Origin of the sequence: Sphingopyxis sp. PET50, assembly GCF_025244705.1 — a bacterium.
Taxonomy (GTDB): domain Bacteria; phylum Pseudomonadota; class Alphaproteobacteria; order Sphingomonadales; family Sphingomonadaceae; genus Sphingopyxis.
Map to the genome: position 1 here is coordinate 2,422,915 of NZ_CP104207.1, position 26,909 is coordinate 2,449,823.

26 protein-coding genes and 1 pseudogene are annotated in these 26,909 nt (G+C 66.9%); 18 read left to right on the forward strand and 9 right to left on the reverse strand.

Features of this window, described 5'->3' with window-relative positions; translation table 11 throughout:
- Positions 1-3: 3 nt before the first annotated feature.
- Entirely contained in the window at positions 4-426 is a 423-nt protein-coding gene (locus N0A20_RS12725; protein ID WP_260580727.1) for a DUF2141 domain-containing protein, read from the reverse strand.
- Between the two features lie 226 nt (positions 427-652).
- Between N0A20_RS12725 and lptF the strand changes: the two genes are divergently transcribed.
- Positions 653-1,822 carry an LPS export ABC transporter permease LptF gene (lptF, locus tag N0A20_RS12730; RefSeq protein ID WP_409574792.1) on the forward strand — a complete coding sequence of 390 codons (1,170 nt, stop codon included), beginning with the start codon at positions 653-655 and terminating at the stop codon, positions 1,820-1,822.
- A pseudogene (gene lptG, locus N0A20_RS12735) lies at positions 1,822-2,919 on the forward strand (LPS export ABC transporter permease LptG). Before lptF ends, lptG begins: the two are co-directional and overlap by 1 nt.
- A 124-nt stretch (positions 2,920-3,043) precedes the next feature.
- Here the strand turns inward: lptG and N0A20_RS12740 are convergent.
- Positions 3,044-4,207 carry a fatty acid desaturase family protein gene (locus N0A20_RS12740; RefSeq protein WP_260580729.1) on the reverse strand — a complete coding sequence of 388 codons (1,164 nt, stop codon included), beginning with the start codon at positions 4,205-4,207 and terminating at the stop codon, positions 3,044-3,046.
- A 118-nt stretch (positions 4,208-4,325) separates the two neighbouring features.
- Here N0A20_RS12740 and N0A20_RS12745 point away from each other — a divergent pair, with 118 nt between their 5' ends.
- Positions 4,326-5,495, forward strand: a complete 1,170-nt coding sequence (locus N0A20_RS12745) for an N-acetyltransferase (protein WP_260580730.1) — start codon at positions 4,326-4,328, stop codon at positions 5,493-5,495.
- Positions 5,496-5,900: 405 nt separating this feature from the next.
- Here N0A20_RS12745 and N0A20_RS12750 read toward each other — a convergent pair whose 3' ends face one another.
- Positions 5,901-6,248, reverse strand: coding sequence for an acyl-CoA thioesterase (locus N0A20_RS12750; protein WP_260580731.1), 348 nt, complete (start codon positions 6,246-6,248; stop codon positions 5,901-5,903).
- Between the two features lie 137 nt (positions 6,249-6,385).
- Entirely contained in the window at positions 6,386-7,636 is a 1,251-nt protein-coding gene (locus N0A20_RS12755; RefSeq protein WP_260580732.1) for a threonine ammonia-lyase, read from the reverse strand.
- A 227-nt stretch (positions 7,637-7,863) separates the two neighbouring features.
- Between N0A20_RS12755 and N0A20_RS12760 the strand changes: the two genes are divergently transcribed.
- The 4 genes from N0A20_RS12760 to N0A20_RS12775 all read left to right on the forward strand — a co-directional run bounded on the left by N0A20_RS12760 (position 7,864) and on the right by N0A20_RS12775 (position 13,868).
- Positions 7,864-8,742 carry an NAD(P)-dependent oxidoreductase gene (locus N0A20_RS12760; protein ID WP_260580733.1) on the forward strand — a complete coding sequence of 293 codons (879 nt, stop codon included), beginning with the start codon at positions 7,864-7,866 and terminating at the stop codon, positions 8,740-8,742.
- A gap of 104 nt (positions 8,743-8,846) precedes the next feature.
- The gene (locus tag N0A20_RS12765) at positions 8,847-10,526 is read left to right on the forward strand and encodes an amidohydrolase (RefSeq protein ID WP_260580734.1); all 1,680 of its coding nucleotides are present in this window, start codon (positions 8,847-8,849) and stop codon (positions 10,524-10,526) included.
- Positions 10,527-10,530: 4 nt separating this feature from the next.
- Entirely contained in the window at positions 10,531-12,603 is a 2,073-nt protein-coding gene (locus N0A20_RS12770; RefSeq protein WP_260580735.1) for an FAD-dependent oxidoreductase, read from the forward strand.
- A gap of 116 nt (positions 12,604-12,719) precedes the next feature.
- Positions 12,720-13,868, forward strand: a complete 1,149-nt coding sequence (locus N0A20_RS12775) for an alpha-hydroxy acid oxidase (protein WP_260580736.1) — start codon at positions 12,720-12,722, stop codon at positions 13,866-13,868.
- Positions 13,869-13,968: 100 nt separating this feature from the next.
- Here the strand turns inward: N0A20_RS12775 and creD are convergent, their stop codons facing one another.
- Positions 13,969-15,450, reverse strand: a complete 1,482-nt coding sequence (gene creD, locus N0A20_RS12780) for a cell envelope integrity protein CreD (protein WP_260580737.1) — start codon at positions 15,448-15,450, stop codon at positions 13,969-13,971.
- A gap of 135 nt (positions 15,451-15,585) precedes the next feature.
- Between creD and N0A20_RS12785 the strand changes: the two genes are divergently transcribed.
- Complete coding sequence (locus N0A20_RS12785) at positions 15,586-17,157, forward strand: toll/interleukin-1 receptor domain-containing protein (RefSeq protein WP_260580738.1); 1,572 nt, start codon at positions 15,586-15,588, stop codon at positions 17,155-17,157.
- Between the two features lie 399 nt (positions 17,158-17,556).
- Here the strand turns inward: N0A20_RS12785 and N0A20_RS12790 are convergent, their stop codons facing one another.
- Both N0A20_RS12790 and N0A20_RS12795 read right to left on the reverse strand, forming a co-directional pair.
- A complete protein-coding gene (locus N0A20_RS12790; RefSeq protein ID WP_260580739.1) occupies positions 17,557-18,288 on the reverse strand; it encodes a TorF family putative porin in 732 nt (243 codons plus the stop codon).
- A 219-nt stretch (positions 18,289-18,507) separates the two neighbouring features.
- A complete protein-coding gene (locus N0A20_RS12795) occupies positions 18,508-19,236 on the reverse strand; it encodes a TorF family putative porin (protein WP_260580740.1) in 729 nt (242 codons plus the stop codon).
- A gap of 175 nt (positions 19,237-19,411) precedes the next feature.
- Here N0A20_RS12795 and ispG point away from each other — a divergent pair, with 175 nt between their 5' ends.
- The 7 genes from ispG to N0A20_RS12830 all read left to right on the forward strand — a co-directional run bounded on the left by ispG (position 19,412) and on the right by N0A20_RS12830 (position 23,225).
- The gene (gene ispG / locus N0A20_RS12800) at positions 19,412-20,563 is read left to right on the forward strand and encodes a flavodoxin-dependent (E)-4-hydroxy-3-methylbut-2-enyl-diphosphate synthase (protein WP_260580741.1); all 1,152 of its coding nucleotides are present in this window, start codon (positions 19,412-19,414) and stop codon (positions 20,561-20,563) included.
- A complete protein-coding gene (locus tag N0A20_RS12805; RefSeq protein ID WP_260580742.1) occupies positions 20,560-20,820 on the forward strand; it encodes a hypothetical protein in 261 nt (86 codons plus the stop codon). Before ispG ends, N0A20_RS12805 begins: the two co-directional genes overlap by 4 nt.
- A gap of 65 nt (positions 20,821-20,885) precedes the next feature.
- On the forward strand, positions 20,886-21,146 hold the full coding sequence (locus N0A20_RS12810) for an AbrB/MazE/SpoVT family DNA-binding domain-containing protein (protein WP_260580743.1): 261 nt from the start codon (positions 20,886-20,888) through the stop codon (positions 21,144-21,146).
- Positions 21,143-21,529, forward strand: coding sequence for a type II toxin-antitoxin system VapC family toxin (locus N0A20_RS12815; RefSeq protein ID WP_260580744.1), 387 nt, complete (start codon positions 21,143-21,145; stop codon positions 21,527-21,529). Before N0A20_RS12810 ends, N0A20_RS12815 begins: the two co-directional genes overlap by 4 nt.
- Positions 21,530-21,531: 2 nt before the next feature.
- Positions 21,532-22,314: a hypothetical protein gene (locus tag N0A20_RS12820; protein WP_260580745.1), complete on the forward strand. Its 783-nt coding sequence runs from the start codon at positions 21,532-21,534 to the stop codon at positions 22,312-22,314.
- On the forward strand, positions 22,295-22,714 hold the full coding sequence (locus N0A20_RS12825) for a hypothetical protein (protein ID WP_260580746.1): 420 nt from the start codon (positions 22,295-22,297) through the stop codon (positions 22,712-22,714). Before N0A20_RS12820 ends, N0A20_RS12825 begins: the two co-directional genes overlap by 20 nt.
- A gap of 31 nt (positions 22,715-22,745) precedes the next feature.
- Positions 22,746-23,225: a GNAT family N-acetyltransferase gene (locus N0A20_RS12830; protein WP_260580747.1), complete on the forward strand. Its 480-nt coding sequence runs from the start codon at positions 22,746-22,748 to the stop codon at positions 23,223-23,225.
- 125 nt (positions 23,226-23,350) lie between these two features.
- On the opposite strand, the gene N0A20_RS12835 is transcribed toward N0A20_RS12830, so the two are convergent.
- Both N0A20_RS12835 and N0A20_RS12840 read right to left on the reverse strand, forming a co-directional pair.
- Entirely contained in the window at positions 23,351-23,905 is a 555-nt protein-coding gene (locus N0A20_RS12835) for a sigma-70 family RNA polymerase sigma factor (protein WP_409574793.1), read from the reverse strand.
- Positions 23,906-24,084: 179 nt separating this feature from the next.
- Positions 24,085-24,489 (reverse strand): BLUF domain-containing protein, encoded by a 405-nt coding sequence (locus N0A20_RS12840; protein ID WP_260580749.1) that lies wholly within the window; start codon positions 24,487-24,489, stop codon positions 24,085-24,087.
- 199 nt (positions 24,490-24,688) lie between these two features.
- Between N0A20_RS12840 and N0A20_RS12845 the strand changes: the two genes are divergently transcribed.
- The 3 genes from N0A20_RS12845 to N0A20_RS12855 all read left to right on the forward strand — a co-directional run bounded on the left by N0A20_RS12845 (position 24,689) and on the right by N0A20_RS12855 (position 26,791).
- Positions 24,689-24,922, forward strand: coding sequence for a NepR family anti-sigma factor (locus N0A20_RS12845; protein ID WP_260580750.1), 234 nt, complete (start codon positions 24,689-24,691; stop codon positions 24,920-24,922).
- A complete protein-coding gene (locus N0A20_RS12850; RefSeq protein ID WP_260580751.1) occupies positions 24,919-25,554 on the forward strand; it encodes a sigma-70 family RNA polymerase sigma factor in 636 nt (211 codons plus the stop codon). Before N0A20_RS12845 ends, N0A20_RS12850 begins: the two co-directional genes overlap by 4 nt.
- Positions 25,555-25,624: 70 nt before the next feature.
- The gene (locus N0A20_RS12855; RefSeq protein ID WP_260580752.1) at positions 25,625-26,791 is read left to right on the forward strand and encodes a PQQ-dependent sugar dehydrogenase; all 1,167 of its coding nucleotides are present in this window, start codon (positions 25,625-25,627) and stop codon (positions 26,789-26,791) included.
- Positions 26,792-26,909: the final 118 nt, after the last annotated feature.

A 26,909-nucleotide genomic window follows, 5' to 3' on the forward strand; every position in this document is an offset into this window, starting at 1 on the left:
TCCCTACATATATTTCATGCTGATCGAGATCGTCTTCGGCGCATCGCCGACCGCAAAGGCCGTCTTCTTGTAACTCGGCTTGCCGAGGTTGAAGATGTTGATGCTCGGGTTGTTCGACATGCCGCCGCCGTCCGACGACAGGTCGGTCTTGCCGTTGCCGTTGATGTCGTGGCGCACCGCGATGCCATAGCTGCCGGCCGCGGGAAGCGGCACGCACACGGTCATCGAGCCCGCGCGCGCGGGCACTTCGATGCGGTTGATCCAACGGCCCTTGGCGAGCCAATCGGACGCATTGGCGCGATAGCTCTGGATGCGCAGCTTGCCGCCGCCGCTCTTGATGCCGCTGATCTGGACCAGGGTGGACGGCCCGCTCCTGCATTTCGACAGGTCGTTCGACAGGACCTGCCCCGATGCCTGGACGGGCATGGAGACCGCCAGCAACATGATGCAGAGAGATGCCGATACAAATTTCGACATGACGCATTAGCTCCCAATGGCTATAGCCATGCCAGCCACGGCCAGCACGGGTCCCTGTCGCCCTTGAATCGGCATATCGGAATCATTTGCGGCCAAATCATGGTGATGGGGCGACGAAAGCTTGAATAGATTGCCCGCCATCGACCGCTACATCGCGCGGCTCATCTTTTTCCCCATGCTCGGCACGCTGGTTCTGTCGGCGATGCTGCTCGTGCTCGAAAAGATGCTGCGGCTGTTCGATTTCGTCGCCAACGAGGGCGGCCCGGTCAGCGTCGTGTGGCGGATGCTCGCCAATCTGATCCCCGAATATCTCTCGCTCGGCATCCCGATCGGCCTGATGCTCGGCATCCTGCTCGCCTTCCGCCGCCTCGCGACGTCGAGCGAACTCGACGTGCTCAAGGGCGTGGGCATGAGCTTCGGGCGGCTGCTGCGCGTGCCCTATGCCTTTGCCTTCGCGCTCGCGCTGCTCAACCTCGCGATCGTCGGCTTCATCCAGCCCTATGCCCGCTACGCCTATGAAGGGCTGCAATTCGAACTACGCTCGGGCGCGCTCGGCGCGTCGATCAAGGTCGGCGAATTCACCAACCTCGGCACCCGCATGACGCTGCGCATCGAGGAAAGCGCGAACGAGGGACGGACCCTGCGCGGCATCTTCGTGCGCGGCGAGCAGAAGGACGGGCAGGCCGTGTCGGCGACCGCCGCCGGGGGCCAGTTCCTCGCCACCGACGACCCCGACACGATCATCCTGCGGCTGACCAGGGGCGTGCTGATCCACGAATCGCCCAAATTCCCGGTGCCGCGCGTGCTGACCTTCGACAATCACGACCTGCCGATCCCGCTGCCCAAGATCGACGCCTTCCGATTGCGCGGCGGCGCCGATCGCGAACTGACGATTCCCGAACTGTTCGTCGTCGGCAAGGACAGCCGACAGACGGTCGCCACCCGGCTCGAATCGCGCGCGAACTTCCATTTCCGCATCGTCGAGGTCGCGTCGATGTTCCTGATCCCGCTGATCGCGATCGCGCTCGCCATTCCGCCCAAAAGATCGACGTCGTCGCTCGGCGTCTTCCTGTCGATCGTGCTGCTGGTGACCCAGCACAAGATCAACGAATATGCCGAGGATATGGGCGCGCGCGGCACCGTCGATCCGCTGATCGCGCTGTGGGTGCCCTTCCTGCTCTTCGCCGGCCTCGCCTTCTGGATGTATTATCAGACCGCGCATGTGCCCGGCGGCCAGCCGATCGGCGCGCTCGAACGCGTCGCCGCCAAGGCGGGCGAGCGGATTCGCGGGCTGGTGAAAATCTTCCAGCGCAAGCCGCGCCCCGCGCTGCAGGCGGCCGAATGATGCACCAGCTGCATTTCTTTCCGTCGCGCACCATGGCGCTCTATGTCGGGCGGCTGTTCCTCGTCCGCACCTTTGCGATCCTGTTCGCGCTGGTGCTGATCCTCCAGACGCTCGACCTGCTCGGCGAAAGCGGCAAGATCCTGGCGGTCGCGGGCAATGGCGATGCCGAAGTGTGGCGCTATGTCGGCCTGCGCATCCCGCAGATCGTCGAGACCTTCCTGCCCTTTTCGGTGCTGCTCGGCACGATCCTGACGCTCGCGACGCTGAACCAGAACAGCGAGGTCATCGCGATGAAGGGCGCCGGCATGTCCGCGCATCAGGTGCTGGCGCCGCTGTTCCTCGCCGCTTTCCTCGTCGCCGGGATCAGCTTCGCCTTCAACGAACGCATCGTCGCGCGTTCGACCGCGGCGCTCGCGGCCTGGCAAAAGGTGCAATATGCCAAGGTGCCGGTCGACAATGGCGTGCGCAGCAACATCTGGGTGCGCGCGGGCGACAATCTGATCAACGCGGCCACGGTTCAGACGGGCGGCCCGTTGGTCACGCTGACCGGGGTCAAGATCTATGAACGCAGCGGCGGCGTGCTGTCGTCGATCCTGTCAGCCGACAGCGCGCGCGCGGTGGCGGGCGGCTGGGAGCTGACCAATGCCAAGCGGTTCATCCGCCGTTCGGGCACGCTCCAGCCGCTCGGCACGATCGTCGCGGCGAAGGGCGTCACCCCCGACCAGTTCACGCTGGCACAGGTCAAGGGCGACCAGCTGCCCTTTCTCCAGCTCAAGAGCGCGATCGACGATCTCGAGGCCGCGGGCTAGCCGGTCGATGCGCTGAAGGGCGTGCTGTGGCACAAGATTTCGGGGCCACTGTCGGCGATATTGATGCCGCTGCTCGGTGCGGTCGCGGCCTTCGGCCTCGCGCGCTCGGGCAAATTGTTCGTGCGCGCGATCGTCGGCATGGCGCTCGGCTTCGCTTATTTCGTTGCCGACAATTTCGCGCTCGCGATGGGCGATCTCGGCGCCTACTCGCCGTTTCTGGCGGCATGGGGACCGTTCATCCTCTTCGCGCTGATCGGCGAGATGATCCTGATACGGACCGAGGAATAGATACGACTTTCGTCATTACGAGGACCCCGGCGGAAGCCGGGGGACGCGGCAATCCAGAGCCCGCGTAAACCGCTCTGAATTGCTTCCCCGGCTTTCGCCGGGGTCGCAATGACGAAACCTGTTTTCAGGCAGCCGCGCCCCCCCGCGCCGAACCCGCAACCAGATTCATCACCAGCTTGGGCAGGCTGTCGTAATTCGCGCCATGATATTGCGAATCGGCGGGCAGCGCGTCCTTCAGGCGGCGGTGCGCTTCGGGCAGCGCGTGATAGGGCACGCCGGGCAGCAGGTGGTGCAGCGCATGGTAACGCAGGCCCACCGGCGCCCAGATTTCGGGCAGCAGCCCCGGCGGCGGCACGTTGACGCTGTCGAGGAACTGCGCGGTGACGGTCAGCTCGCCGCCGTCATTTTCCCACAGATGCGCGACGAGGGTGCGGATCTGGTTGAACACCAGGCTGGCCGAGGCGATCGCGCCGAAGATCAGCAGCGCGCGCAGCGGCACCCAGCCGAGCGCGCCCGCGACGATCAGCAGCGTCGACCACGCCCAGGCGCCGCCCTCCTGCCACGCCCATTGGCGGCGGAACTCGCCCTCGGGCGCGCGGCGGCGGAACAGCGGGTTGATGATGAGGCCCGAATAACGCTCCATCACCAGCTTGCGCAGCGGCGGGATGAGGAAAGACAAGGGCGTCAGCACCGCGAAGCGGAACAGCAGGGCGAACGGCGCAAAGGCCGCCGCGACCACGAACAGCGGCACCGTCCACGGCTTCATCAGCGCCAGCGGCAGATATTCGGGGTCCTCGACCGTGCCATATTTGGTGCGGTTGTGGTGCAGGCTGTGGATGCCTTCGTAGAGGAAGGAGGGGATCAGCATCGGCACGCCGATCAGCGCATTCCACGCGAGCCGGAAACCCGGCAGCGCCTGTTTGCGGATATGCGTCAGCTCGTGGATGAAGCTGCCCGCGCGGTAGAGGGCGAGCACGGCGACAACCGCCGCGGCGAGCGCCCAGCCGGTCGACGGCGCCAGGATCGCCCCCGCGACGCCGGCATAGCCGAGCAGCGCCGAGCCCAGGAAATCGGTCCAGTAGATGCGCGCGCTGGGGGTCACCAGGTCGCGCGTCAGATCCGACGCGGCGCGCAGCATCGCCTTGTCGTCCGCAATCGCGGGCTTCCGACTCTTGTCGGCGTCCGCCGGCTTCGGACTCTTGTCGGCGTCCGCCGACGGGGGCGTCTTGACCGCTCCGGACACGAAGGGGGTCGCGATCCGATCGGCAGGGGGGTTGATCGTCGTCATATCCAGGTCTTCACCATGATTTCATGGCAGCAAAATGGCCGAATGCGGGTCGCCACCGCCACAGCTATGCCCTAATGCCGCGTCACAGATATAGGACGCCCGAAACAGGAAACCAGCCATGGCCGCCCATCATCAAGGCCCCGTCACCATCCACCCCGTGAAAACCAAGGGCGACAAGCGCGAATTCGTCGAGCTCGCCTATCGCCTCAACCGCGGCGATCCGGCGTGGGTGCCGCCGCTGCGGAACGAGGTGTTCGACCTGCTGACCCCCGGCAAGAATCCCTGGTACGAACATGGCAAGGCGCAGCTGTTCACCGCGCGGCGCGACGGGCGGACGGTCGGGCGCATCTCGGCGCATATCGACACGCTGGCGCTCGAACAGCCCGCCGGGCAGGGCATGGGCCCCGGCACCGGCAATTGGGGGATGTTCGAAGCCGAGGATGAAGAGGTCGCCCGCGCGCTGCTCGTCACCGCCGAGGACTGGCTGCGCGGGCAGGGCATGACGCGGTCGCTCGGCCCGCTGTCGATCTCGATCTGGGACGAACCCGGCCTGCTGATCGAGGGCTTCGACGATGTGCCGACGATCATGATGGGGCACAACAGCCCGCTCTATCGCGGCTGGATCGAGGCGGCCGGCCATCGCCCGGTCAAGCAATTGCTCAACTATGGCGTGCGGGTCGATGGCGGCTTTCCGCCGCTGATCGACCGCATCGTCGCGGCGGGCGAGAAGAATGAGCGCATCCGCATCCGCAAGGTGAACAAGAAGAAGTTCGACGCCGAGGCGACACTCATCATGGGGCTGCTCAACGACGCCTGGTCGGACAATTGGGGCTTCGTGCCGCTGACCGACCACGAGATCGCCTTCATCGGCAAAAAGCTCAGGGACATCGTCTTCGAGGATCTGATCCGCGTCGCCGAACTCGATGGCGAGCCGGTCGCCTTCATGATCGTGCTGCCCAATATCAACGAGTTGCTGATCGACATGGACGGTTCGCTCTGGCCCTTCAACTGGGCGCGGCTGCTGTGGTGGCTCAGGAAGCCCAAGAGCGTGACGCTGCGCGTGCCGCTGATGGGGGTCGCGAAAAAGCTGCAGAACAGCCGCATGGCGAGCGCCCTCGCCTTCATGATGATCGAATTCATCCGCCGCGACGCGGTGCGCGACTATGGCACCAAATATGGCGACATCGGCTGGGTACTCGATGACAATCAGGGGATGAACGCGGTCGCCGCGGCGATCGAGGCCAAGGTCAATCGCGTGTACCAGATCTACGACAAGCCCCTCGGCTGACCGGCGGGTTTCGGGCGAAACCGGACGTGGACGCTGCTCCCCGCAAAAAAGGGCGATCATGTCCTTTGCAAACACGCCCGCTGAACAGGCGGTATCGGGCGGTGGCGGCCGTGAGAAATCCTCCCCGGAACGGGGAGGGGGACCGCCGCCGAAGGCGGTGGTGGAGGGGGCTGTCGGCCTGACGCGCCGTCCAAGGACGAGAACCCCCTCCGTCAGCCCTACGGGCTGCCACCTCCCCACAAGTGGGGAGGATCGTCTTGTTCCCACCCCGATCCCGACCGGCCCCTTGGGTTTGCAAAAGACATAATCGCCAAAAAAGGGGGCGCGGATTTCCGATGTCCGCTCCCTGCCCCGAACGACCTATCCCCGAAACGGCGCCACCACCTCGTCCGTCACCCGCAGCGGCTAGCCGCTCGCCTTGTCGAGCAGCGCCCACACCGTGCGTGCCCGCACGTGGACGCGGCCATCGGCACCGGCGAACTCCATAAAACGGTCGAACTTCGCCCCCTGCGGCTTGTCGGCGACCCAGGTCCGCGCGGTCACCGTCGCGCCGGGGCCGAGCGCGCGCAGATAGTCGATCTCGTGCCGCACCACGACCCAGATATAGGCGTCCTTGTGCGCCTGCGGCGCCGCGGCGTCCCAATGGCCGGTCGCGGCCTGCTGGATCCACTGCACCCAGACGGCGTTGTTGACGTGGCCGAGCTCGTCGATCGTGTCGGGCGTGGCGGTGAGTTGAAGGGTAAACTCTTTCATTGCATTCCTTCTCCCCTCCTCTTCAGAGGAGGGGTAGCGAGACTTGGGCGCTTGCGCCCTAGTCGCAGCGGGGTGGTGTCACTGCACCGGCGTCCACCACCCCAAACCCCTCCTCTGAAGAGGAGGGGCTTAAAGGTCTATGCCAGCTCCACCGTCGTCACCATATAGCCCGCCTCGCGCAGCGCCGAGACCAGGCTGTCGAGATGCTCCTTGTCGCGCGCCTCGCATTCGATGTCGGTGATCAGGCCCTTCGCGGGCAGGGTCGTGAAGATGCGCTGGTGATAGATTTCGATGATGTTGACCTGCTTCTCGTCGAACAGCTTCATCACCTTGAACAGTGCGCCCGGCCGGTCCTGCAGGCGGATGCGCAGCCGCGCGATGCGGCCCGAACGCGCAAGGTCGCGCAGCAGCACGTTGGCGAGCAGCCGCGTGTCGATATTGCCGCCGGTGAGCACGAGCCCGACCTTGCGCCCCGCGAACTCCTCGGGATGCGCGAGCATCGCCGCGAGCCCGGCGGCCCCCGCGCCCTCGACCACCGTCTTCTCGATCTGGAGCAGCAGGCTCACCGCCCGCTCCAGATGCCGCTCGGCGACCAGCACGATGTCGTCGTTGAGCGCCGCGACCAGCTTGCGCGTGTAGCTGCCCGGCTCCTTCACCGCGATGCCCTCGGCGAGCGTGTCGCCTTCGCACGCCATATCGACGCCGTTCAGCTCGGCGTACATCGACGGATAAAGCTCGGCCTGCACCCCGACGAGGCGCATGTCATTCTTGATCCCGCGCGCCGCGGTGCCCATGCCCGCGAGCAGCCCGCCGCCGCCGATCGGCACGATCAAAGTGTCAAGCTCGGGCACGTCCTCGAGCATTTCGAGCGCCACCGTCCCCTGCCCCGCCGCGACATGCGGATGGTCGAAGGGATGGACGAAGGTCAGCCCGCGTTCCTTTTCGAGCACCCGCGCATGGGCATAGGCGTCGTCGAAGGTCTCGCCGTGGAGGACGATCGTCGCGCCGTGACTCGCGGTCTGCGACACCTTCACCTGCGGCGTCGTGCTCGGCATCACGATGGTCACCGGCACCCCGAGCCGCTTGCCGTGATAGGCAAGGCCCTGTGCATGATTGCCCGCCGACGCCGCGATCGCGCCGCGCGCCTTCGCCTCGTCGTCGAGCAGCAGCAGCGCGTTGAGCGCGCCGCGCTCCTTATAGGCCGCGGTGAACTGCAGATTCTCGAACTTCAGCCACACCTCGGCGCCCACCAGCTCGGACAGCGTCTGCGAATGGAGCGTCGGCGTGCGCACGACCGCGCCGTTAATTCGCCCCGCCGCCGCGCGCACATCGTCGAGCGTGATCGCCGGAAGGTCGGCGGCGGAGGTCAGGGTGAGTTGATCGGTCATAGCCGAGCGGCCCTAACGGCTAGCCAAGCGAAGTGGAAGAGCTACTTGCGCCCTCCCCTTCAGGGGAGGGCAGCGAGACTTGCGAACTTGTTCGTTAGTCGCAGCGGGTGGGGTCCATCGGCCTCGCGCAAGGCCGATGGACCCCACCCCAACCCCTCCCCTGAAGGGGAGGGGCTATGTCCAGGCCACCTAGCGCGCCGCCCAAACCATGGTTATGACCCCTCGCCATGAGCGAACAGAAATTGCGCATCAGCTTCCTCGGCATCGGGGTCATGGGCGGGCCGATGGCGGGTCATCTCGCCGGGGCGGGCCATAGCCTTACGGTCTACAACCGCACGCGCGCCAAGGCCGACGCCTGGGTGGCCCTCCACGGCGGGCGCGCTGTCGCGACGCCCGCCGAGGCCGCCGACGGCGCCGACGTCGTCATCACCTGCGTCGGCAACGACGACGATCTGGCGCAGGTCGCGCTCGGCCGCGACGGCGCCTTCCGGTCGATGCGCCGCGGCGCGCTGTTCATCGACCACACCACCGTGTCGGCGCGCATCGCCCGCCAATTGTCGGTCGAGGCCGAAGCGCCCGGCCTGCTCGTCGTCGACGCCCCCGTGTCGGGCGGCGAGGCGGGCGCGCAGAACGGCACGCTGTCGATCATGTGCGGCGGCAGACAAGCGGCGTTCGAGGCCGCCGCGCCGATCATGCAAGCCTATGCGTCGCGCATTGTGCATATCGGCGGCCCCGGCGCGGGGCAGACGACCAAGATGGTCAACCAGATCGCGATCGCCGGGGTGCTGCAGGGCCTGTCGGAAGCGCTGCGTTTCGCGCAGGCCTCGCGGCTCGACACCGGCAAGGTGTTCGAGGCGGTGTCGGGCGGCGCCGCCGCGAGCTGGCAGATGCTCAACCGCTGGGACACGATGGCAAAGGACGAGTTCGACTTCGGCTTCGCGGTCGACTGGATGCGCAAGGATCTGGGGCTGGCGCTCGACGAAGCGCGCGTCAACGGCGCGACGCTGCCGGTGGCGGGCCTCGTCGATCAATTCTACGCCGATGTGCAAAGGGCGGGAGGCGGCCGCAAGGACACAAGTTCGCTCGTGACGAGGTTGCCGAAGTGAGCGCTCCCTGGAAATACGCCCTCCCCTTCAGGGGAGGGCAGCGAGACTTGGCGGCTTGCCGCCTAGTCGCAGCGGGTGGGGTCCATCGGCCTTGCGCAAGGCCGATGGACCCCACCCCAACCCCTCCCCTGAAGGGGAGGGGCTTTATCTTTGCCGCACTCGCCACATTATTCCTCTCGACCCCCGCCCACGCCGACACGCTCGTCGACAATGTCAACGGCATCACCCTCGACGCCGACGGCAAGCTCGTCCGCTTCACCGGCCTCGTCATCGACGCGCAGGGCAAGGTGAAGCAGCTGCTCGACCGCAAGGACAAGCGCCCCGAACGCCCCGACTTCCAGGAGGACGGCAAGGGCCGCACCCTGATTCCCGGCCTCATCGACGCGCACGGCCATGTCATGGGCCTCGGCTTTTCGCTGATGCTGCTCGACCTCAGCGAAACGACGTCGCTGGAGCAGGCGCAGGCGGCGATCCGCAAATATGCCGCCGACAATCCCGAAATGCCGTGGATCATCGGCCGCGGCTGGAACCAGGAGAAATGGGGGCTCGGCCGCTTCCCGACCGCCGCCGATCTCGACGCGGTGGTTCCCGACCGCGCGGTGTGGCTCGAACGCGTCGACGGCCATGCCGGCTGGGCGAATACGGCCGCGATGAACGCCGCGAAGATCAGCGCGGCCAGCAAGTCGCCCGAAGGCGGGCGTATCGAAATGGCGGGCGGCAAACCCAGCGGCGTCTTTGTCGATGCCGCGATGAGCCTGATCGACAATGCCAAGCCCCGGCCCCTCGCGCGCGACCGCGACCGCGCGCTTTTCCTCGCGCAGCAGAAGCTGCTCGAACAGGGGATCACCGCGATCGCCGACATGGGCACGACGATCGAGGATTGGCAGGCCTTCCGCCGCGCCGGCGACCGGAAACAGCTTGCGGTGCGGATCATCGGCTATGGCGCCGACATCGACAATATGGCGCTGATCGCGGGGTCGGAGCCGACGCCCTGGCTCTACGACGACCGGCTGCGCATGGTCGGGGTGAAGCTCTATCTCGACGGCGCGCTCGGCTCGCGCGGGGCGTGGCTGAAGGCGCCCTACAGCGACGCGCCGGGGCAGAGGGGCCTGCCGCTGCTCACCCCCGCACAGCTGCGCAACAAGATGGTGCGCGCGTCGATGGACAAGTTCCAGGTCGCGATCCACGCAATCGGCGACGCCGCCAATGCCGAGGCGCTCGACGCCATCGCCGACCTCGACGCCGACCTGCCCGGGACACGCCGCTGGCGCATCGAACATGCGCAGATCGTCGACCCCGCCGACATCCCGCGCTTCGCGAGCATGAAGGTCATCGCCTCGATGCAGCCGGTCCACCAGACGTCGGACCGGCTGATGGCCGAAGCCCGGCTCGGCCCCGACCGGCTGAAGGGCGCCTATGCCTGGCGCAGCCTGTCGGCGTCGGGCGCGCGGCTCGCCTTCGGGTCCGACGTGCCGGTCGAAAGCGCCAACCCCTTCGCGGGGCTGGCCGCCGCCATCTCGCGCACCGACGCGAACGGCCAGCCGCTCGGCGGCTGGCGGCCCGAGGAGACGGTGAACCGCGAAACCGCGCTCGACGGCTTCACCCGCACCGCTGCCTTCGCGGGTTTCGCCGAGGACCGCATCGGCACGCTGATGCCGGGCATGCGCGCCGACTTCGTCTATCTCGACAGCGATCCCCTGCTCGCCAGCCCCGACGAAATCCGCCGCATGACGCCGCTCGAAACCTGGGTCGGGGGTTATCGGTACTACAAGCGCAAGGAGTAGTATCATGACCGCCATTCGCCTCATCCCGCGCCGCGTCGCCAAGCCCTGGGGCCGCACCGACATCGGTGCGCTTTTCGACGCCGGGGGCGAGCGGATCGGCGAAATCTGGTTCGAACTGCCCGCCGGGTCGCCCGAGCCCGCGCTGCTCGTCAAATATCTCTTCACCTCCGAAGCCCTGTCGGTGCAGGTCCACCCCGACGATGCGCAGGCGCAAGCCATCGGCGCGCGGCAGGGCAAGGAGGAGGCGTGGGTCATCCTCGATGCCGACGACGACGCCGTGATCGGCCTCGGCCTCGAACAGCGCGTATCGCCGGAACGGCTGCGCGAGGCCGCGCTCGACGGCAGCATCGAGCAGCTGATCGACTGGAAACCCGTCGCGCCCGGCGACCATTTCCACGTCACGCCCGGCACGATCCACGCGATCGGCGGCGGCCTGTCGCTGATCGAGGTGCAGCAATATGCCGACATCACCTATCGCCTCTACGACTATGGGCGCCCGCGCGAACTGCACCTGGACGAGGCGATGGGCTGCGCCGAAACGGGCCCCTATCTGACCGCCAATCTGCGCGCGCCGATCGCGGTGGGTATCGACCGGCTGGTCAACGGCCCGAAATTCGCCCTGATCGACGCGCATTGCGACGATTTCGCCGCTCTCCCCGACCTCGGCGCCCATGGCCCCGTCTGGTTTATCCCGGTCGCGGGACACGGAACCGCGGGCGGCCTAGCCCTGGCAGCCCGGCGAATGCTGGCTGCTCGGCGACGCCGCCGATCTTGCCGGCCTCGGCGGCAGCGGCCGCGCGCTGATCGCCTGGGCCACCGCATGACGACACGCCGCGCGCTGCTCACCGGCCTCGCCGCCCTCCCGGTCGCCACCGCTGCCGCGGCGGCCGAGCGCAAGGAGCGCAAGCCGAAGAAGCGCAAGCCCGCGAAGCCGACCGTCCAGCACGTCGACGTTGCGGTGATCGGCGCCGGCGTGTTCGGCGCCTGGACCGCCTGGCACCTGCTGCGCGCAGGCAAGTCGGTGCGGCTGTTCGACGCCTATGGCGCGGGCCACGTCCGTTCCTCCTCGGGCGGCGAGAGCCGGGTCATCCGCATGGGCTATGGCGCCGACACCCTCTATTCGGACATGGCGCGCGAATCGCTGAAATATTGGAAGGATCTGTCCGACAGCGCCAGCGCGCCGATCTTCCACAATACCGGCGTGCTGTGGTTCGCGCCGCAGGGCGACGCCTATACCGCGCAGTCGCTCGCCTGGCTTCAGGCGAACCGGATCGGCCACGAACATGGCGACGTCGCCTGGCTCTCGAACAAATATCGGCAGATCCAATTCTATCAGGGCGAAACGGGCATTCTCGAAACCGAGACCGGCGCGCTGATCGCGGCGCGCGGCGTGCAGGAAGTGATCGCCGACGCGCAGATCGCGGTCGAGCCCGTGGTCATGCCCGCGCCCCTGCTGTCGAAGAAGATCCAGCGCCACACTTTGCCCGACGGCGGTACCGCCGATCATCTCGTCTATTGCTGCGGCCCCTGGCTCGCCGAACTCTTCCCGCAGCAGTTGATGGGCCGGATCGTCGCGACGCGGCAGGAGGTCTATCATTTCGGCGCGCCGCAGGGCGACACGCGCTTCGCGCCGCCGAACCTGCCGGCCTGGGCCGATTTCAACAACGGCCGCATCGTCTATGGCATCCCCGACCTCGAGGGCGCCGGATTCAAGATCGCGAGCGACGTCCATGGCCCCGTCGTCGACCCCGACACACAGGACCGCGCGCTCTCGCCCGCGGGCATCGCGGAAGCGCGCGCCTATGTCGAGCGCCGCTTCCCCGGCCTTGCCGGCGCGCCGCTGATCGGCGGGCGCGTCTGCCAATATGAGAACAGTTCGAACGGCGACTATCTGATCGACCGCCTGCCGGGGCAGGCGCGTGTCTGGCTGATCGGCGGCGGATCGGGCCATGGCTTCAAGAACGGCCCCGCGGTCGGCAAGCGCGTCGCCGCGCATATCCTCGACGAGAATCTGCCCGTCGAACCGCGCTTCAGCTTCGCGACCAAGGGCACCATGGCGGCGCGGACCGTCTTCTGATTTCGTCACGCCCTCTTCCGTTCGCCCTGAGCTTGTCGAAGGGCCGTTCTTTCCTTCATAGGTCGAAAAGAAGAACAGTCCTTCGACAAGCTCAGGACAAACGGGGGTAGTAGAGCGTGCGCCTGACCGACTGCCACAATATCGACGATTTCCGCGCGCTGGCGAAGCGGCGCCTGCCCTGGCCCGTATTCGACTATATCGACGGCGCCGCCGACGACGAGGTCACGCGCCGCCGCAACCGCGAAGCCTTCGACGATTGCGACCTCGTCCCGCGCGTGCTTGCCGGGGTCCAGACCGTCGACATGCGCACCACCCTGTTCGGGCGCGAGATCGCGATGCCGCTGTTCCTCTCGCCGACCGCGCTCCAGCGCCTGTTCCACTGGCAGGGCGAACGCGCCGTGCTGCGCGCCGCGGCGAAGGCCGGCACCGTCGCGGGCATATCGAGCCTCGCGACGGTCGGTCTTGCCGAGGCGGGCGCGCTTACCGACGGCCCCAAGCTGTTCCAGCTCTATGTCCACCATGACGAAGGTCTCAACCAGGCGATGCTAGAGGCCGCGCGCGCCGCGAAATTCGACGCGGTCGCGCTCACCGTCGACACGATCGTCGGGGGAAATCGCGAACGCTGCCTGCGCTCGGGCTTCACCTCGCCGCCGCGCTTCGCACCGGGCAACATGCTGAGCTATGCGATCAAGCCCGGCTGGGGGCTGAACTATGTTCTGCGCGAGAAATTCAGCCTGCCCAACCTCGCGACGCATGTCTCCGAAGGGTCGAGCGTGCCCAAATCGGTCGCCGAATATTTCACCTCGATGCTCGACCAGAGCCTCGACTGGAAACGCGCCGAGGCGATCCGCAAGCAATGGAACGGCCCCTTCTGCCTCAAGGGCATCGTCGCGGTCGAGGATGCCCGCCGCGCGGTCGATATCGGCGCGACTGCGATCATGGTGTCGAACCATGGCGGGCGCCAGCTCGACGGCAGCCGCTCCGCCTTCGACGCGCTGGCCGAGATCGTCGACGCGGTCGGCGACAAGGTGGAGGTGATCTGCGACGGCGGCATTACCCGCGGCACCCATGTGCTGAAGGCGCTGTCGGTCGGCGCCAAAGCCTGTTCGGGCGGCCGCCTCTACCTCTACGCCCTCGCCGCGGCGGGCGAGGACGGCGTCACCCGCGCGATTGCGCTGCTCCGCACCGAAATCGAGCGCGGGATGAAGCTGATGGGGGCGAGGAGCCTAGCCGACCTCGGCCCCGGCAATCTGCGCTGGCGTTAAAAATCGACGTGCCCCTGCGAAGGCAGGGGCCCATCTCCGGACGGTGCCAGGGTGAACCCGCAGGAGATGGGTCCCCGCCTTCGCGGGGACACGCTCGCTTTTATACCGCCGTCCCCTCCGCCTTCTTGCCCACGCCGCCCCAATCGACATTGCGCGTCATGTACATCACGCCCGCGAGCGCGAAGAACATCAGCACCGACCCGATCAGCAGCGAATAGGCCTCCAGGTTGAGCAGCACATAGAGCAGCGCGTAAAGCCCGACGAGCATCGCCGCGAGGAAACGCGCGCGCTTCCAGCTCTTGAGCACCGCCGCGCTGTACGCCGCGAGCAGCCCGATGATCGCGCCCGCCGCCAGCAGATAGGCAAAGAAGAAACCGATCACCTCGGCAAAGGCGAGCAGCAGCACGAAGAACAGGACCAGCGCCACCCCGGTCAGCAGATATTCCGCCGCCGCGACCCGCGCGCCCGCGATGATGTCGAACATCAGGAAGGCGACGAAGGTGAAGGCGATGAACAGGAAGCCATATTTGATGCTGCGGTCGACCTGGCTGTAAAGGTCGACCGGTTCGATCAGGCTGATCGCGATCGCTTTCGCGACGCCGCCCGCCGCCTCGCCCGTACCGTCGGCCGCGGCCGCCGCCTCGACGGCGACGGGTTCCAGATAGTCGCGCCCGCCGCCGTACCTGACCTGCGGCGGCGACAGGTCACCGGTCAGTACCTGCGCCTGCCCCAGCGCCAGATTGGGGATGGCATAGGTCGCGGTGAAACCGCTTCCCGTCACGCTGCGCGTCGCGGGCAGGAAATCGCCGCCGAAGCTGGGGTTCGGCCAGCTCGATTTGACCGTCCAGCGCGTATCGACGCCGCGCGGGACCAGCTTGAAATCGCCGAGTCCGCGCACGCCGATCCGGTAATCGACCTTCATCGGCGCGCCGCCGGTCCAGTCGACGAAGGCGAAGGTCCCCGAATTGCCGGTCGAGAGCAGTCCCTTGCCCGGCTGCAGCGGCACCGCGGTCCCGTTCACCGCCAGGCTGTTGCCGTCGATGAGCCCGCGCGCGTCGCTGATCCCCAGCCGCACCTCGGCGCGGTCGAGCAGCAAGGCCTCGCGCGCGACACCATAGCGCGCGATGTCGGCGGGCAGCACGAATTCGGCGCTTCCCGCGATCTGGCTTTCATAGACGACGGTCTCGTAAATCGCCTTCTTGCGCTTTTCGGGCTTGATGACGACATCGGCCTTGTTCGCCTGCGGCGAGAGATAGAGGTTGCGGATGGTCTCGACCGTCCGCGTGACGTCGCGGCCATTCTCGGTCACCGTCTGCTGCTCGGTCGCGCGATAGGGGATGACGATCACCGGCCCGGCGATCGTCTGTTGCCCACCCCAGCCCTGCCCGATCGACGCCTGCGCGGTCTCCGCCTGCTGCTGCCGGTCCCAGAGCAGGCCATAGACCATCAGCAGCGGCACCATCAGCGCGACGGCAATGAACACCGCGATGATCAGCTTCACCCCCGGCGAGCGTTCGCCTTTCTCGCGGGACGGGGCCGGACGGGGCGACGGGGTGGGAGGAACGGACGCAGCATCGCTCATGGGGGACTCCTCGCTCAATTCGTCGATAGAAATAAACGGTTCGTCGATGCCGTCAAGCGACTTGCGATGTGTCGCAGGGATGCTATCGGTGCTGTGGTAGGATCGCAGCGCAGGGGGCAGAAGGTTGCGACAGCCATGACGGCGCAGCGGACGGACGCATCGGCCGAGCGTCCCTACGACATCTTCATCAGCTACAGCCGCGTCGATGCCGACAAGGCGATGCAGCTGCGCGACCTGCTGCTCGCGCGCGGCCATCATGTGTTCTTCGATGCCGAGGGCATCGATGCGGGCGCCGAATTTCCCGACGTCATCGACCACGCGGTCAAGGGCGCCAAGGTCGTGCTCGGATGCTGGACCCCCGCCGCGATCCAGCGCCGCTGGGTCCGCATCGAAAGCCGCATCGGGCTCGACCGCGGCTCGCTCGTCGCCATCGCGCTCGAAAAGATGGACCTCGAGGCGCTGCCCGCCGAATTCTACAACGTCAACGTCCTCGACATGTCGGGGTTCGACGGCGGCGCGGAGAATGCGGCGTGGCAGCGCGTCCTCGCCGCGATCGACCGCCGTCTCAGGAAGACCGGCGCCGCGGCCACCGCGGACGACATCCGCCCCGCCGGTCCGCAGAAGCGCCGCCTCTCGCCGCTCGCGCTCGGCGGCGCGGCGGCGCTCGCGGTCGCGGCGATCGGCGGCGGCGGCTGGTATTATGCGAACAGCGCCCCCGCCTTCGACGAGGCCGCGGTCGCCGCCGGCTTCGACAAGACGGTCAGGACCACCGAACCGGTGATGGCCAACGCGCTCGTCAGCGCCCTGAACGACGCCGAGACCACGAACAACGGCAAGATCTTCTGGGCGCTGGCGCAGCTGATCGCGGTCGAAAAGTCGCCGAACGCCGAAGAACTGCAGCGCTTCGAGGCCGCGGTCGCGAAATTTCTCGGCAGCCCCTGCCATTGCGTCGTCGTCGAGGGCGCGCCCTTCACCATCGTCTCGACCTGGACGCTCACCGCCTATGGCGTGATGGACCGCACGCCCCCGGCGCCGGTGGTCGAGGCGCTGCTTGCCGCGCAGAATCGCGAAGGCTGGTGGTCGAGCGCGATGGACGCCGCCGACCGCCCCGACAATGCCGCGACCTATATCACCGCGCTGTCGGTCATCGCGCTGCGCGACATCGACCCGGTGCTGAAGGGCGACCCGGCGTTGCAGGCGAAGGTCAGGGCGGCGCGCGCCCGCGCGGTCGGATGGCTCAAGAAACGGCGCCCGCGCCCCGGGGTCAACTGGTCGGACTATCCCGACAACAGCCTGCGCACCGAAGCGCCGTCGGTATCGGCGATGGCGACGGTCGCGCTGCTGCCCGAGGTCGGCGAGGCCGAGGCGAAGGAGATCGCCGAAATCTATGTCGCGGGCATCGACAGGCTGTCGCCGGTCGATCAGAATATCTCGAACGACGTCAACGTTATCCGTGCCGGCGGCGACACCTATGTCGACACCTATCGCCACGTCCCCTTCGGCTGGGAGGTCTATGCGCTGGGCAAGGCCTGGCCGCTGCTCGGCGGCGAGCCGGCCGGCAAAGGCCGCGGGTCTGCTGAACCAGGCCCGGACCGTCAGCCTGTCCGACCCCAAGCTCGCGCGGCAGGACTGGATGCTGGCCGAACAATTCCTCGGCCTGCGCGGCGCGCGCGATGCGCTGATGGCGGCGAAGCGATAGCCTCGTGACGAATGAGGCGAAGGTCCGCCCGAATCCCGCCGCAAAAAGAAGGCGATTATGTCCTTTGCAAACACGCCCGGTGAACAGGCGGTATTGGGCGGGAGCGGACATTGGAATAGATCAGGCCCTCCCCTTCAGGGGAGGGCAGCGAGACTTACGAACTTGTTCGTTAGTCGCAGCGGGTGGGGTCCATCGGCCTCGCGCAAGGCCGATGGACCCCACCCCAACCCCTCCCCTGAAGGGGAGGGGCTTCATGTCCGCCTTCCACCCCGATCCCGACAGGCCGCTTGGGTTTGCAAAAGACATAATCGCCAAAAAGAAAAGGCTGGCAAAGGCCTAGCCCTTTCCGTCGCGAGTGAAGATAAAGGGAGGCGGCCTCCCCCCAGAGGCCGCCTCCGGGCCCGGCGTCAGAAAGACGCGCCGAGCGAGAAGATCACCGCACCGTCGGCGCCCACGGCTTCCTTGAAGCCGCCGAACTTGGGCGCGTCGGTGTTGACGTAGGCGACGCCGAGCGTCAGCATCTTGTAGCTGAAGTCGACGCCGACCGAATAGTCGAACACTTCGCCGTCGAGACCGCCGAGGAAGCTGTCGCTCTTGGCATAGCCGACATGGCCCTTCAGCGTGACCGGCGTGTCGGGAATCGCGACCCCGATATCGCCGGCGAGATAGACACCGCTCGCGTCGCCGAGCGAATCCTGTCCGCCCGGCGCCCAGGCGACGAGGCCCTTGATCGAGGCCGGACCGACATCCCCCGACAGCGAGAAATAGGGTTCGATGACCGAGCTGTTCGACGTGCCGGGATAGAGATAGAGGGTCGCGCCGATATCGGCGGTCAGCCCCGAGGTGACTTCGGTGGAATAGCCGGCGAAAACGTCGATCTCGGTGCCGTTGGCGAAGCCGATGCTCGAACCCCAGGTGCCGATGTAGAAGCCGACGTCGTGCGACAGCGTGATGCCGCCCTGGATCGCGGCCTCCTCGTTCGACTGGCTGAAGCCGCGGAAACGATAGTCGCTGACGACGGTGGCGCTACCCGAAATGGTGATGCCGTCGCTGTCTTCTTCTTCCTCGGCATAGGCAGTCGAGGGAACCGCAACGGCGGCGAGAAGCATGCCCAGGCATGCGCGGGAGAGTTTCTTCATGGACAGATCCCCAAATGGAAAAACGGATCGTCCCTGCCTGCTGCGTGACAGCCAGCCTCTATGTCGGGCCAGTCCGGTCATGCGTGCGTCTCTTTTGGCGAAGTTGCTGCGCCGCACAATCGAAAAAGTTGCGGCGCCTGTCTTAAAAAGGGCCGCTGTGACAATTTTGCAACAATTACCTTACGCTATAGCGGTTTCAGATGAAACAAAATTGCGCGGTCAGAAGGCAAATCCCAGCGACGCGACGACGGTCGCGTCATAGCGCCGGTCGATCGCCTTCACGCCGGTCTTGCGCACACCGGTATCGACATATTTCAGCCCCAGCGTGAACCGGTCGAAGGTCGCGGTCGCCCCCAGCGACCAGTCGCGATAATCGCCCCCCGGCGCCAGCGCGCCGTCGCTGTGTCCGATGCTCGCATTCAGCGTCACCGGGGTGTTCGGGATTCCCGACGACAAGCCGAGCCTGAGATAGAGATTGTCGGAATCGCCGAGCGCCGCCTGGTTCCATGCATAGGCGACCGTGCCCGTCGCCTCGACCGGCCCCAGCATATAGGACAGGCGCAGCGTTCCCTCGCCATAATCGCTCGGCCCGAATGCGCCGTCGCCATCGGGATACCAATAATAGGTCAGCCCGGCGTCGAGCCGCACCCCCGGCGCGATCCCGGTCTCGTATCCGCCATAAAGGTCGACCTCGACATCGTCGGCGGCCGCGCCCGCGTCGATATTCGAACCCCAGGCGCCGAGGTAGAAGCCGCTGTCGTGGCTGACCGTGATCGCCGGCTGCACCGCGACATCCTTGTCCGACAGCGAGAGGCCGCGAAAGCGATAATCCGACACCAGGTCGATCCCGCCCGACACGGTCAGCGAACCCGAAGGTGGATCGGTGACGTCCTGCGCGGCGGCGGGCGCGGCGATCAGGAGCGCGGGGACGGCAAGCAGACGAAGCATGAAACATCCTTGGAGGTTCGGGGGACCGCGACTCTGGCCGCACCGCGCCGCAAGAGCAACCATCGCCCCTATCGTCGTCCCGGCGAAGACCGGGATGACGGACGTGAGGGTAAAACGCTTCATCCAAAGCCAATCCTGCTCTAAAGAGCGACAAACCTCTCCCAAGGACGAACCGATGAGCGATCACAACCCCGGCCTGCGCCCCTGGCGCGACATCGCGCGGCGCCAGTGCCGCCGGATCATGGTCGGCACCGTCCCCGTCGGCGGCGACGCACCGATCACGGTGCAGACGATGACCAACACACTGACCAGCGACGCGGTCGCGACAATCGACCAGATCCGCCGCTGCGAGGAAGCGGGCGCCGACCTGATCCGCGTCTCGTGCCCCGACACCGATTCGACCGCCGCGCTCGGCAAGATCGTCCGCGCCGCGCGCGTGCCGATCATCGCCGACATCCATTTCCACTACAAGCGTGCCTTGGAAGCCGCCGATGCCGGGGCCGCGTGCCTGCGCATCAATCCGGGCAACATCGGCAGCGGCGAGCGTGTCGGCGAGGTCGTCCGCGCCGCCAAGGCGAACGGCTGCGCGATCCGCATCGGCGTCAACGCCGGCAGCCTGGAGAAGGATCTGCTCGAAAAATATGGCGAGCCCTGTCCCGAAGCGCTGACCGAAAGCGCGCTCGACCATATCAAGCTGCTGCAAGACCATGATTTCCACGACTATAAGGTCGCGGTGAAGGCGAGCGACGTCTTCCTCGCCGTCGCCGCCTATATGCAGCTCGCCGAAGCGGTCGACTGTCCCTTGCACCTCGGCATCACCGAAGCCGGCGGACTGATCGGCGGCACCGTCAAGTCGGCGCTCGGCATCGGCAATTTGCTCTGGGCGGGCATCGGCGACACGATCCGCGTCAGCCTGTCGGCCGAGCCCGAGGAAGAAGTCCGCGTCGGCTACGAGATTCTGAAGTCGCTGGGCCTCAGAACCCGCGGCGTCCGCGTCGTCTCGTGCCCCAGCTGCGCGCGCCAGGGCTTCGACGTCATCCGCACCGTCCAGGCGCTCGAGGAGGCGCTGAGCCATATCAAGACCCCGATGTCGCTGTCGGTGCTCGGCTGCGTCGTCAACGGCCCCGGCGAGGCGCGCGAGACCGACATCGGCATCACCGGCGGCGGCAACGGCCGGCACATGGTGTACCTCTCGGGCGTCACCGACCATCATGTCCAGGACGCCGACATGATCGCGCATGTCGTCAGGCTCGTCGAAGCCAAGGCAGCCGAGATCGAGGCGGGCAGCGCGGTGAGCATGGACACGCTGCACGGCAAGGCGGCGTGAAGGGCAAGACCGACATCGTCATCGAACCGCCGGTCGCGCGCAAGGCGGCCGCGACCGGAGCTTCGGCTACCGGCGCCGCGGCGCTCGGCGCGGGCCATGTCGCGGCGCTCGCGATCGGCGCCTTCGCGCTGGGCGCCTTCGCGGTCGGCGCGCTCGCCATCGGCCGCCTCCGCATCGGAAGGGCGCGTATCCGCAAGCTGCGCATCGACGAGCTGGAGGTGGGGAAAATTGTCCGGGTCGGGGAGAATCGGCGCTGACACGGCTCCGGTACATTGTCGATCTTTAGGTCCTATGATATGAAATGGGACCTGAGGAGTTCGTCATGACCTACCACGCCAAGCTGATCAAAGGGGGCAAGATTGTCATCCCGGCCGAATTGCGCCGTGAACTGGGGTTCAAGGACGGCGACCAGTTGGTCATCGAACGCGACGGAAACAGTCTTGTTCTTAAAACCTCTCAACAGGTCCTGCGCGAAATCCAAGCAGAGGTCCGAAAACTGATCGGTCCCTACAAGGGGTCCTTGGTGGACGAACTCATCGCCGAACGCCGTGCGGAGGCGGCCGCCGAAGATCGCAAACCGTGACGGTCGTACTGGATGCGTCGGCCGTCCTTTCCGTCCTGTTGGCCGAGAATGGGGCGGACGTCGTGGCCGAGCATTTGTCCGCTGCCCGCTTGGGATCGGTCAATATGAGCGAAATATTGGCCAAATTGATGGAATATGGCCTGTCGATGCGCGATGCGCGGCGGCAGATCGTGCGCTTGGAACTGGGAATCCATGATTTCGATTCCGACCAAGCCGAGCGTAGCGCCCTGCTGCGACAACCCACCAGACACCTCGGCCTTTCACTCGGCGACCGGGCATGTCTCGCATTGGGTCAGCAACTCGGTCTGCCGATCCTGACTGCCGACCGCCGAATGGCAGAGGCAAAATCCTTGCTCGAAATCGACATAAGGCTGATCCGCTGACAATGACCACCCAGAGCCAGATAGCGGCATTTTTCCGCACCATTCTTTCCGCCATCGGCGACTATCTGACCCGCACGGTCAGCCTGTTCTGGGTCGGCTCCGTTGTCGTCGCGCTCGTCGTCGTCCCCGAATTCGCGCAGCATGTCGCCGAAATCCGGCTCGGCATGTTCGACAGCCTGGCGATCGGGCGCAGCCTTGCCAACGACCCGCTGCGCTGGGCCTTCGGCTATGCGAAGCTCACCGGCCTCGCGCTCACCTTCTTCGCTTCGGCGCGCTTCTGGTGGTGCCGCGCCCATGGCGGGCGCTGGTATGATATCCGCCGCCTCGGCTTGGGCCAGCTGCTGCTCGGCTTTGCCGCCTTCTTCCTGATCGGGTCGACCGGCGAGCTTTTCCCGCTGCTCGCGGACCGCGAGCCGCCGATCATCGTCTCGATCCTCTTCAGCCTGCTGTCCTTCCCCTTCCTGTTCGTGATGCTCGCCGGCCTTTTCGGCGACCGCGCGACGCCGTTGCGCACGATCCTGACCCGCAGCTGGCCTTGGATCCTGCTGCTCGCGCTGCTGCTTCCGCTCGCCTACGCGCCGCTGATGCTGATCCACAGCCTGAACCATAAATGGGCGCTCGGCGCTCCCGACGCCTTGGTCTGGGCGCTGATGGTCTTCGACAGCCTTGTCGTCGGGCTGATGGCCTCGTCGGTCGGTGCGGCGCTGTTCGTCGCCTATGATCGCTTCTATAAGAGCATCGGAACGGCCAGGCAGGAGACGGGCGATGGCGGCGGCAAAATATGACCTGCTCGACCGCGTGGTCCAGCTGCTCCTGCTGGTCGCGGCGGTCACCACCATCGCCAACGGCCTTTTCATGCTGGCGAAGCCGCTCGACTGGTATGTCTTCGTGCCCACCGTCGTCACGACCGGCCCGCCCAACCAGCATTTCATCCGCGACATCGGCCTCGCCTATGCCGGCAGCGGGCTGATCCTGCTCTACGCCGCGCTCGACCCCGTTCGGCGGTGGCGCGCGGCGGCTGTCGGCGGGCTGTGGCTCGCGCTCCACGGTGCGCTCCATATCTATGAGGTCGCGGCCGGCATCTGCGGTCCCGCGACCTTCTGGGCCGACGCGCCCGCGGTGATCGGCCAGCCCGCGCTGGTCATCGCCGCGCTCGCGATCCTCGCGGCGCGAAAGCGGATTTGACAGCGGCGGCGGCGCGCGACAGACGCCGGGCATGACCCTCACCATCCGTCCCGCCACGCCCGCCGACCTGCCGCTGATCGCGCGGTTCATCCGCGACCTCGCCGATTATGAGAAACTGGCGCACGAGGTACGTTTCGACGAAGCCGCGCTCGGCGACCGGCTGTTCGGCGCGCGGCCCTATGCCGAGGTGGTGATCGGCGAGATCGACGGCAGCCCGCAGGGCTTCGCGCTCTTCTTCCACAATTTCTCGACCTTCGAGGGCAAGCCGGGCCTCTATCTCGAAGACCTGTTCGTGCGGCCCGAAGCGCGCGGGTCGGGGCTGGGCAAGGCGCTGCTGACCCATCTCGCGAAGCTCTGCAAGGAGCGCGACTGCGCGCGGCTCGAATGGTGGGTGCTCGACTGGAACACCCCGTCGATCGGCTTCTACCGGAGCCTTGGCGCCAGACCGATGGACGAATGGACCGTTATGCGCGTCGATGGCGATGCGCTGACCGCGCTGGCGGGGCAATAGTCAAAGCGGCGACAGGCGTTCGGCCAAAGAGTGGCTGGCCGCCGATGCTCCCCGGCGCGGGATGATCGCTTGTGACCGCCCTCGCCCGAAAACCGTCACCACAGAAGAGGGATAGGGCCGGTGGGCTACCTTCCGCTCGGCCCGTTCGCGGTCAGGTCGTCGACGTCGTCCATGATGCTGCGGAACGCCTCGCTCGCGGGCAGGGGATCGCTGCTGCGCAGCGGCATCTGTCCGCCGTCCAATATGTCCTGCAGCGCCGTCCGCGCGCGCGACACGCGGCTTTTCATCGTCCCCACCGCGCAGCCGCAGATCGCCGCCGCTTCCTCATAGGATAATTGCCCGGCCCCGATCAGCACCAGCGCCTCGCGCTGATCGACCGGCAGCATCATCAACCCGCGCTGGACATCGCCCAGATGCAGGCTGTCGTCCTGATCGTCGGGCGCGACGAGCAGCCGTTCGGCGGCGATTTCGTCATAATCGGCGGTGAATTTCCGGCGCCGCATCTGCGACAGGAAACAGTTGCGCAGGATGACGAAGGCCCAGCTCTTCATGCTCGACGGCCCGGGAATATATTGCGTCCGCGCCTTCCACGCCTTCAGCATCGTTTCCTGCACCAGGTCGTCGGCCAGGTCGGCATTGCCGCACAGGCTGCGGCCAAAGGCGCGCAGATGCGGCAGCATCGCGGCGAGTTCCTTCTTGAACGCCGCGTCGTCGAGCGGCTGTGCGGTGTCGCTGGTTGTCACGGGCACCCGTCCGGTCCCGCTGGCAGAGCCTTGAAGTCAGACATCATCTTGGCATGGCTTAGCCCGTTCGCGGCGCGATGCAAACCCATATGGCGGCGGCGCGGCAGAGAGATGGCTCACCCCGCTCCGCCGGGCCGGCCGAGCCCGAGGAAATTGGACATCAGCCGCTCGTCCTGCGGGTCGAGCGCCCTGCGCGCGGCGAGCCGCGACAGATCCTCGTCATGCGCCCGGAACAGCGGGCTGTAGAGCATCGAAAAGTCCGCGAACTCGCGGACGTCGACCAGCCGGCGGCGAACCTCGATCATCCCGTGGTGCCGCAGGTCGGCGCGGATGCGCGCCAGGCACGCCTCGACCCCGGCCACCGGCCCTTCGAGCAATTGCATGAAATTCTGGCCGTTGTAGATCAGCGCGCCGGTCAGCCCGTCGCGCGCGTTGTTGGCCTGGGCGCCCGCGACCATCGACGCGATATCGGCGGGCCCGAGATCGGGGTCGGCGACGCTGACATAGATGACCGAAAGCATGGCACGACCCTCCCGCCCAGGCAGCCGATGTGCCCCGCCCCCGCCGGGACTACATGGGCGCGGGGCGCGACGCGCTAATCCAGGTTAGCCGCGCCGATCTTTTGTCGCGCCGCGCGATCCGTCGCAAAAAACAACGGGCGCGGGAACTTGCCGCCTCCTTTTTCGTTCCTCGGACATGGCAACGCACGGGGATCATAGGATGAAGGGCAATGGCGCCTCCCTGCGGGTGGCCGCGGAGCGTCGCCCGCCGGTGGGCAGTTTCACCGGCACCGGCGGCGACGAGTGGCACCGCGCCCTCACTGGGCGGCAGGCCCCCGAGCCGGTCAGCGCCAGGCTGCGCACGATCTATGGCAATATCGTGGCCGAGGCCCTGCCCGACGACATGCTCGATCTCCTCTCGCAGCTCGAACGGAAAGCCCCCCACCGCGAATGACCGAGGCAAGTGCCGTTTCTCAGCGGGAGGGGAGGAACAGCCTGCCCGACCGCGAATTCAAGACTCTGCTCGCCGGGGTCATCCCGCATCTGCGCGCCTATGGCCGCAGCCTGTCGGGCAATCCCGACCTCGCCGACGATCTGACCCAGGACACGATGGTCAAGGCCTGGGCCTCGCGCGACCGCTTCGAGCCGGGAACCTCGATCAAGGCATGGACCTTCGTCATCCTGCGCAACACCTTCCTGTCGCAGATGCGGCGCAACAAGTTCGTCGGCGATTATGACGAGACGGCGGTCGAACGCACGCTGTCGACGCCCGCGAGCCAGGAGGAATCGGGCGAAATGGCCGACCTGCAGCGCGGCCTGATGGAATTGCCGCAGGACCAGCGCGAGGCGCTGATCCTCGTCGGTGCCGGCGGCATGTCCTATGAGGAGGCCGCGAGCATCTGCGGCTGCGCGCTCGGCACGATGAAGAGCCGCGTGTCGCGCGCCCGCACCGCGCTCGAAGACATCATGGCGCAGGGCCAGTTCTCGCAGAGACGCGCCGAGGCCGCGCCCGCCAGCGAGGCGATCGACGCGATCATGGACAGCGTCGAAACCATCGCCGCGCGGCACGAGACGCAGGGGCGCTGACCCCTCGACTCCGCGGGTCGCAGAGGGCAGACTGGCCGCGCTTCCTCCCCCAGCAAAGCGAGCGAGATCCATGAAAACCCTCCCCCATCTTACCCTCGCCGCGGCGATGCTGGTCGGCGCCTGTTCGTCGGGCGCGACGCGCAGCGAGGCCGCCGCCGCGATCGACGCCAACGGCGCGCAGCCCGCGGCGCCGCTCGCCGACGCCCCCTTCACGGTGCAGGAGGTCGCGAGCTTCGACGAGCCCTGGGCGATGACCTTCCTGCCCGGCGGGCGCCAGGCGCTGGTCACCGAAAAATCGGGCAGGCTCAAACTCTGGCAGGAGGGCGGCCCGACACTCGACGTCGCCGGAGTGCCCGCGGTCGCCTATGGCGGGCAGGGCGGTTTCGGCGACGTGATCCTCGCGCCCGATTTCGCCACGAGCGGCACGGTCTATCTGAGCTGGGTCGAAGCCGGCGATAACGGCACCTTCGGCGCGGTGGTAAGCAAGGCGAAGCTGGTGCAGGGCGCCGCGCCGCGGCTCGAGGGACTGCAGACGATCTGGACCCAGTCGCCCAAGGTCGGCGGCCGCGGCCATTTCTCGCACCGCCTCGCTTTCTCGCCCGACGGCCGATATCTGTTCATCGGCTCGGGCGAGCGGCAGAAATTCGACCCCGCGCAGGACATGAAGGCCAATCTCGGCAAGATCCTGCGCCTCAACCCCGACGGCAGCATCCCCGCCGACAATCCTTTCGCCGGCGAGGGCGGCGTCACCGCACAGATCTGGTCGCTCGGCCATCGCAACATCCTCGGCCTCGCCTTCGACGGCTCGGGCAAACTCTGGAACCAGGAAATGGGCCCGAGGGGCGGCGACGAGGTCAACCTCGTCGCGGCGAAATCCAATTACGGCTATCCGATCGTGTCGAACGGCGACCATTATGACGGGCGGGACATTCCCGACCACCCGACCCGACCCGAATTCGCGGCCCCGGCGCTCTGGTGGAACCCCTCGGTCTCGCCCGCCGGTCTCGCCTGGTACGATGGCGACCTCTATCCCGGCTGGAAGAACAGCCTGCTGATGGGCGCGCTGTCGGGCGAAGGGCTGATCCGGATGGCGATCGACGGCGACAGGCTGCACAAATCCGGCCGCTGGGACTTCGGCAAGCGCATCCGCGAGGTCGAGGTGCGCGACGACGGCACCGTCTGGCTGCTGACCGACGGCAGCGACGGCAAGCTGCTGAAACTGGTTCCGAAAGGATGAACGTTCCCCGGCGAAAGCCGGGGTCCAGGAAAGTTTACGCGATCCTGCTGGCCCCCGGCTTTCGCCGGGAAACAACAATGACTATATCGCCGCGGATGATCCGCGGCTTTCTCACCCG